Source organism: Paraprevotella xylaniphila YIT 11841, from assembly GCF_000205165.1.
GTDB classification, from domain to species: Bacteria; Bacteroidota; Bacteroidia; order Bacteroidales; family Bacteroidaceae; genus Paraprevotella; species Paraprevotella xylaniphila.
In genome coordinates this window covers 1-824 of the sequence record NZ_GL883876.1, presented here as the reverse complement: position 1 = coordinate 824, position 824 = coordinate 1, and the positions used below count along the sequence as shown (strand labels likewise).

2 protein-coding genes are annotated in these 824 nt (G+C 45.5%); both read right to left on the bottom strand.

The genetic code is table 11. The features are described 5' to 3' along the window. Positions 1 to 457 (bottom strand): acyltransferase family protein (locus tag HMPREF9442_RS11805; RefSeq protein WP_008628870.1); only part of this gene is annotated, 457 nt, incomplete at its 3' end. A gap of 1 nt (position 458) precedes the next feature. Continuing rightward, positions 459 to 824, bottom strand: a 366-nt coding sequence (locus HMPREF9442_RS11800) for a WecB/TagA/CpsF family glycosyltransferase (RefSeq protein ID WP_008628868.1), incomplete at its 5' end; no start/stop codon positions are given.

Here is an 824-nt window from a genome sequence, read left to right as displayed (position 1 = left end):
CCCCCCCCCGAATGTTAAATAACTTAACAATAAGAGGCCAAGCAAGATAGAACTGAATGATAGTAGACACAAACCACATCTGCCCTCCCATAGAACTCTCCAGTTCAGGAACAAACATTTTGAAAAGTAACAAATTGCCCCACAGCGGCATGAACCATTCACGCCCCATACAAGCCATCCAGACCGCCGTGGCCACGCACAAGACGGCCATCGGCATATAAATCCTCGTAAAACGTTTCTTCAGGAAAGCTATGTATCCTAAAGGCTTACTAAGGTAAGAAAGGTATAAGCCAAATCCCGAACAGAGGATAAAGACGTGTACTCCGGCACCACCAAAGGCTGCTGCTTTTTCCCATATTCCGGAAATCCCCAACATCCCTACAAGATGCATGATTACTATGGTAAAAATGGAATACCCGCGCAAAAAGTTTACCACATCAAGCTTTTTCATTTTCATTTCAATCTTTAAACGGGTTACGATAAATCCCAAGCAGTTGCCGGCCGAAATACAAAAAGAATTTCACATCATCCACAAAGTATCTCCTGAACATTCGCTTGGGCTCCATCAGAAATCTGTAAAACCATTCCATCGCCAACATCTGCATCCATTTCGGTGCCCGTTTCACATTGCCGGCCTCAAAGTCGACCGTAGCCCCCAAAGCCATCCAAATATCGACTCCCGGCATGCGGCTTTTATGACGGAAAATCCATTTTTCCTGTTTGGGCGCCCCCACACCGACCAATACCACATTGGCACCGGAAGCATTGATGGTACGGTAAATCAATTCGTTTTCCTCCGGTTTGTTTTCAAAACCATACGAAGG